The 6,003-nt window shown below is 22.8% G+C and carries 7 protein-coding genes; 3 read left to right on the plus strand and 4 right to left on the minus strand.

The features are described 5' to 3' along the window. Positions 1 to 87: 87 nt before the first annotated feature. From JG676_RS09250 to JG676_RS07535, 4 genes are read right to left on the minus strand one after another with little or no spacing between them, the layout of a single operon-like run. The gene (locus tag JG676_RS09250) at positions 88 to 651 is read right to left on the minus strand and encodes a YhcH/YjgK/YiaL family protein (RefSeq protein WP_373563819.1); all 564 of its coding nucleotides are present in this window, start codon (positions 649 to 651) and stop codon (positions 88 to 90) included. A gap of 2 nt (positions 652 to 653) precedes the next feature. Further along, the gene (locus JG676_RS07525; RefSeq protein ID WP_200217837.1) at positions 654 to 1,271 is read right to left on the minus strand and encodes an HAD-IA family hydrolase; all 618 of its coding nucleotides are present in this window, start codon (positions 1,269 to 1,271) and stop codon (positions 654 to 656) included. Then, entirely contained in the window at positions 1,255 to 2,883 is a 1,629-nt protein-coding gene (locus JG676_RS07530) for an aldolase catalytic domain-containing protein (protein ID WP_200217838.1), read from the minus strand. The genes JG676_RS07525 and JG676_RS07530 overlap by 17 nt, the downstream gene beginning before the upstream one ends. Further along, positions 2,880 to 3,542, minus strand: a complete 663-nt coding sequence (locus JG676_RS07535) for a cytidylyltransferase domain-containing protein (RefSeq protein WP_200217839.1) — start codon at positions 3,540 to 3,542, stop codon at positions 2,880 to 2,882. Before JG676_RS07535 ends, JG676_RS07530 begins: the two co-directional genes overlap by 4 nt. 248 nt (positions 3,543 to 3,790) lie before the next feature. On the opposite strand from JG676_RS07535, the gene JG676_RS07540 reads away from it, so the two are divergent. The 3 genes from JG676_RS07540 (at position 3,791) to JG676_RS07550 (ending at position 5,851) form a co-directional block, all read left to right on the plus strand. Continuing rightward, positions 3,791 to 4,123 carry a hypothetical protein gene (locus JG676_RS07540; RefSeq protein WP_200217840.1) on the plus strand — a complete coding sequence of 111 codons (333 nt, stop codon included), beginning with the start codon at positions 3,791 to 3,793 and terminating at the stop codon, positions 4,121 to 4,123. A 68-nt stretch (positions 4,124 to 4,191) separates the two neighbouring features. Next, positions 4,192 to 4,860: a cytidylyltransferase domain-containing protein gene (locus tag JG676_RS07545; protein WP_200217841.1), complete on the plus strand. Its 669-nt coding sequence runs from the start codon at positions 4,192 to 4,194 to the stop codon at positions 4,858 to 4,860. Then, positions 4,847 to 5,851 carry a hypothetical protein gene (locus JG676_RS07550; RefSeq protein WP_200217842.1) on the plus strand — a complete coding sequence of 335 codons (1,005 nt, stop codon included), beginning with the start codon at positions 4,847 to 4,849 and terminating at the stop codon, positions 5,849 to 5,851. The genes JG676_RS07545 and JG676_RS07550 overlap by 14 nt, the downstream gene beginning before the upstream one ends. Positions 5,852 to 6,003 lie beyond the last annotated feature (152 nt).

Raw genomic sequence — 6,003 nt, forward strand, 5'->3', positions numbered from 1 at the left:
TAATTTTCATTGATTTCTTTTTTTTCTAAAAATACAAGTCCGCAATTTTTACATTCTAGAACTTTGATTCCGGTTTTCTCTCTTACATCATCTGCTCTTTTTTCGTGTTTTTCGCAACCACATAAATAACATTTCATTTTGACTCCTTTTGGTGTTAAAATCATTTAAAAATTCAATTGGAATTTTTAAAACAATTTTATAAATTTTTGATATATATTTTTGTTTTATTAGTGGCATATGTGCATCATCTGGAAAAAATATTGCGATATGCTTTTTTTTCATAATAGTTTTCTTTAATTTATTTTTTATATGATAAATAATACAGTCGTTTTTTGGGTTGTAATTTTGTTTTATTTTTATTAAAGTAGAATTAGTAAATTTTATTTGTTCATATCCTTGAATACAAATCTGAATATCTATAAATTTTTTATGACTCTCTAAAAAGCAATCTTTTATTTGTTTTGTATATAAACATTGTTCATAAACTGTTATATTATTTGTTAATATTTTTTTTCGATTTATTCCTGGTGTTAATTTTAAGATTTCTTGTAGAATTATGCTATTTTTACAAAATACAGAATCAATATAAAGCAAAACATCTTTATTTTTGCAAAAATATTTTATTTTAGTTGTTTTAGTAATAATGGCCATTTTTAGTTTATATCTGTTAAAAAATTTATTATTTCCAAAGCATGATTCACATCTGCTTGATCTTGTTTAAATCCATATCCCCAAGATACGCTAATAAATTTTATATTTAATTCTTTTGCACCTCTTTCATCGTGAGTGGTATCACCTATCATAACTGCATTATTTGTATTAAAATTTTTTAAGCATAATTTTATAATATCTTTCTTATTTAACTTGCTTTCAAAATCAGCTCCTTTGATAAAATCAAAATATATATCAAGATAAAAATGTTTTAAAATTAATTCTGCATAATCTTGTCTTTTATAGGTTGCTACAGCTAATTGATGATTATCTTCTTTAAGTGTTTGTAATAATTTTGGAATATCATCATAAACTTTTGCTTCATAAAGAAATTTTTCTTTATATATATTTCTAAAAATTTCCGTAGCTTTGAAAGCTTCTTTATCATCTAGATTAAAAGTGTTTTTTAAGGAATTATAAATAGGAGGTCCAATGAATGATTTTTTTATTTCATTATCCAAGATACCTAGATTTAATTTCTTTAAAGTATAATTAATACTTTTAATAACGCCTTTAGCGGGATCAATTAGTGTTCCATCAAGATCAAATATGATTAACATGGGTTATACCATTTGGTAAATTAAGATAGGTTTGAGTTATAATATGAATTTTATAAGTTGAATTTCTATATTCTAAAAAATCACAAAACATAGATTCTAATTCATTATTTAGTTGATTTGTATCTTGATTGGTAAAATTATTTTCCATATCATCTTGAAAATAATTATTCTCTTTTGAATTAAATCCATCAAATCCAGCTATAGTCAAAGATTTTAGATTAAAATTATCTAAAAGCCTGAGCAATAAAATAATGGAATTATCTAAATTTTTCCAACCTTTTTTAATAACTCTATTAATATTTATTTTAAAAGTGTTGTTATCTTTTTCTTCTTTTATGTTTGAAAGTAAAATTTTTCTATATTTTAAAAAATTTGGATTATGTTGTAAATATGTATATCTTTTTAAATTGCTTGTATAAATAAACTCACTTTTAAACTTATCATCTATAAAATTAATATTTATCAAAAGGCATTTTTTTTCTTTTTGATATCGTAATATTTTATCTTGCTCTTTATAAAGAGAAATTCCTGGTGCCAAAATTAAAATATTTTTATTGCTTAATATTTGTCCTAGATTTTCAAAATCTTTTAAATCATCAATATTTTTATTAATATATTGTAAATATAATGTTTCTAATAAGTCATAATCATATCTTTTTATTTTTTCATTGTCAATTATTGATAAAATTTGTGCAATATCATTAGATAAAATATTGTTTTTCTTTAGTAAATAAATAATATTATTTGTATGAGCTCCAAACATTCCAGCAATATAATAAGGCAAACTATAACCCCAATTGCATTTTGATGAAATTGGGGTTATATAGATGTCAATGCAATCTAATATGAAATTAATAAGATAATGGTTTGACATTTTTTGATTTGCATATAAGGCAATAAGTTCGGTTGGAGTATTTCCAGCACCTCTTCCAAGACCATTCAAACTAGTATCTATAATAATTTTTCTTTCATTTTGAGTTATTCTAGCAAATTCTTGAGATAATGCACTTGAAAGTTGAAGATTATTGTGAGAATGAAATCCAATTTTTATATTTTTTTTCAAATTAAAATTGAAAAGATAATATATTCTTCTTAAATCCTCAATATACATTGAACCAAATGTATCTACTATAGACAAACAATAACTTTTTGTTTGATTTACTAGCTCAATTAATTCAATTAATTCTTTATCATTGTATCCAAGAATATCTACAGGCTGTATAAATACTTGATATCCTTTTTTTATAGTATCTTTAGCGACTTCTAAAGCTTTAAATCTTTCATGTTTAAAAAAGCAAATTCTAATTGAGTTTATAGGAGAATTATTATATTTTGGAAGCTGATTAAAATCATATCTTGAATAATCAGCCAATAAGGCAAAATTTGATTTTTTAGTATTTTTTGGTAAAAATCGAAAGGCATCTAAAGGTTGCTTAAATACGGTTTTACCATCTCCAAATCCTTCGTTTTGCAAAAAACCAATTTCTATAATATCAATATTAGCATTCACAAGGGATTGAATAATTCCTTTTATATTTAAATTTCCAAAATATTTATCTACTAAATATGCACCGTCTCTTAAAGTGCAATCTAGAATTTTTAGATGACTCAATGTATATCCTTTTTTATTAAATATTTATAAATTATATTTGCAAATTCAAAATCTTCTGGATAATCAATATCAATTGCTTCAATTTTATTTCCTTCGTAAATATAATGATTATCACCAACTCTTCCGCCAAATTTTTCAAAAATTTCTTTTTTAAATACACACGGAGATGAAATTTCTGAAAATACAGGGATCATATCTTGTGTTCTAGGTATGTAATCAATTTCAAAATTCAAAGGTTTATTTTGAAACCAAACTAAATTTTGTATTTTATCCATTGGCATAGCCGAAGTATATTTCCCAGATTGAACAGCCTCTATACATTTTTTGTAAGTTTCAACTTGAACGAAAGGTAAAGTTGCATGTGCCATAATATATATATCTGCATTGATTTGTTTGATAAAAGCAGATATTAAATCTCCACAAAGTGTTTCTTTGGTGTCTAATTTTTTATCTCTTTTTAAAAATTTAATTCTATCTAATAAAAAAGGACAAACTGTTTCATCACTGCAAAAAACATATATTTCATCAATGTTATTACATTGAAGTAAAGTATTTTGAACAAAATAAATTAATGGTGTGCCATCATAGAATTTTTTTAAATTTTTTCCAGGTATTCTTTCATTGTTTAATTTAATTGGAATAAATGCCACTGTTTTCATTTATAATTGCCTAATTTTGATCTATTTCTACTTGAAAATACATATTTTCAAGTAATATTTTTTATATTTATTATCTTTATTATAAGATATTTTGCGTTAATAAATATGCAATCTTGTAAAAAAATCTATATTTTTACAAGATTTCTACTTGAAAATATGTATTTTCAAGTAGAAATTAAGGATATCTACTTGGAGAAATTTTTGATATATTTAACAGATATTATTCAAGAAGGACATTTGGCATTTACTTGTGTTCTTCACCTTTTTTAGATGAACATAAAATGATTGAAACAAGTTATAATATTTTATTATTAGCACTTGGAAATTCTTTAAGAAGTTATAATAATAAAATTATCGAATTTATTCAAAAAAATAATCCAATCGTTATTTCCTTAAATTTTTATACTAATAAATTTCAGTGTGATTTTATAAAAATCAAAAAGCATATCAATAAATTTACTAATCTTTTAAAGATTAATTTTCTTACATCAAGTCATTATAAGATTAGTTTTAAAAATACAAAGTGTAATATACTAGAAAGTTTAAAAGAAAAAGAATATTTTACTTGTAAACTAAGGTAAGCTGATAAAAAATATATTAGGTTACATCTTGAAATAAAAAGAATAAAAAGCAAAAGAGAGATAAAATAATGAAAATAGTTGCCGTAATGCCAATAAAATTAAATAATAAAAGATGCCCAAATAAAAATATCAGATTATTAGATCAAAAACCTTTGTTACAGTATAACCTAGAAGTATTAAAGAAAATTGACAATATAAATGAGATTTATGTTTATTGTAGTGATAAAAAAATTAATAATTTTATTGATAATAATATTATTTTTTTAGAAAGATCAAAAAAATTAGATAGAGATAATACAAACTTTACAGAAATTTTTCAAGAATTTATGAAAGTAATTAATGCTGATATTTATATATATTCTCATGCGACTGCTCCATTTTTAAAAGAAAATAGTATTCTAAAATGTCTTGAAAATGTTATAAATAACGGATATGATTCTTCATTTACTGCTATTAAAATTCAAGATTATCTATGGACAAGTAAATTTAAACCATTAAATTTTAATCCCGCATTAATTCCAAGAAGTCAAGATTTGGAAATTATTTATAGAGAAACATCTGGTGTATATGTTTTTAAAAAAGAAGTATTCATGAAATACAAGAAAAGAGTAGGAATAAATCCAAAAATTGTTGAAGTATCTTTTATTGAATCTATAGATATTAATACAGAAGAGGATTTTGAGTTAGCAAGTGTTATTGTAAAAATTTTAAAAGGAGATACTTATGGCAGAAATTAAATTACTTGATTGTACTTTACGAGATGGTGGTTATATTAATAATTGGAATTTTAAAGATGAAGATATAAAATCAATATTGAAATTATTATCATCAGCAAATATCGACTTTATAGAATGTGGATATTTAAATAAAGATATAAATATAAATAATAAAAGTATATTTAACACTATAGAAAAAATTGAAAATTTTTTACCAACTGATAAAAAAAATAGTAAATTTTTAGCTATGATTGATGTAACTCAATTTTCAGCTAATGACATTACAAACTTTTCAGGAAAGTCTATAGATGGCATTAGAGTTGTTTTTTATAAACATCAAATTAAAGAGGCATTAGAGATTGCTAAAAAAAGTATTGATAGTGGATATTCAACATTTTTACAACCAATGGTAACTATAGATTATACTTTGTATGAGTATGAAGAGTTAATCAGAAAAATTGCAAAAATAAACCCTGTCGGAATTTCTATAGTAGATAGTTTTGGCTATATGACAAAAGATGATAATAAAAAATATTTTCAAATAATTGATTCTATTGCTAACAAAGAATGTATTATAGGATTTCATTCTCACAATAATACTGGAATGTCTTTTGCTTGTGCTCAGGATTTATTTGAATATAAAACAGATAGAATTTTAATGGTCGATTCTTCACTTGAAGGGATTGGAAGATGTGCAGGAAATTTATATACTGAAGCAATTGCTCAATATTTTAATAGTGTTAAAGGTATAAAATATGACATGATAAAAATACTAGAATGTATTGATTTATATATTGAACCTATAAAGAAAACTCAAAAGTGGGGTTATAATCCTTATTATTTTGTTACAGCATTATATCATTGCCATCCAAATTTTGCCACTTACTTGCTAGAGATAAATCCAGATATAAATATTATTGATTTTATTCAGTTTATAAAAACTATTCCTATAGAAATGAAAACTAAATGTAAAAAACCTTATGTAGCAGAATTATATAAAAATTTTATTTAATATAAAGGATTAAAAATGAAATGTTATTTATGCAATAGCAAAAAAAATTTTCAAAGAGAGGGTAAAGTCAGAGATAATCAAAATATTAAAATTTTAGAATGCTGTGATTGTGGTTTAGTATTTTTAGATTCTCAAAATATTGATGATAGTTT

Source organism: Campylobacter sp. 2018MI34, from assembly GCF_016598975.1.
Classification (GTDB): domain Bacteria; phylum Campylobacterota; class Campylobacteria; order Campylobacterales; family Campylobacteraceae; genus Campylobacter_D.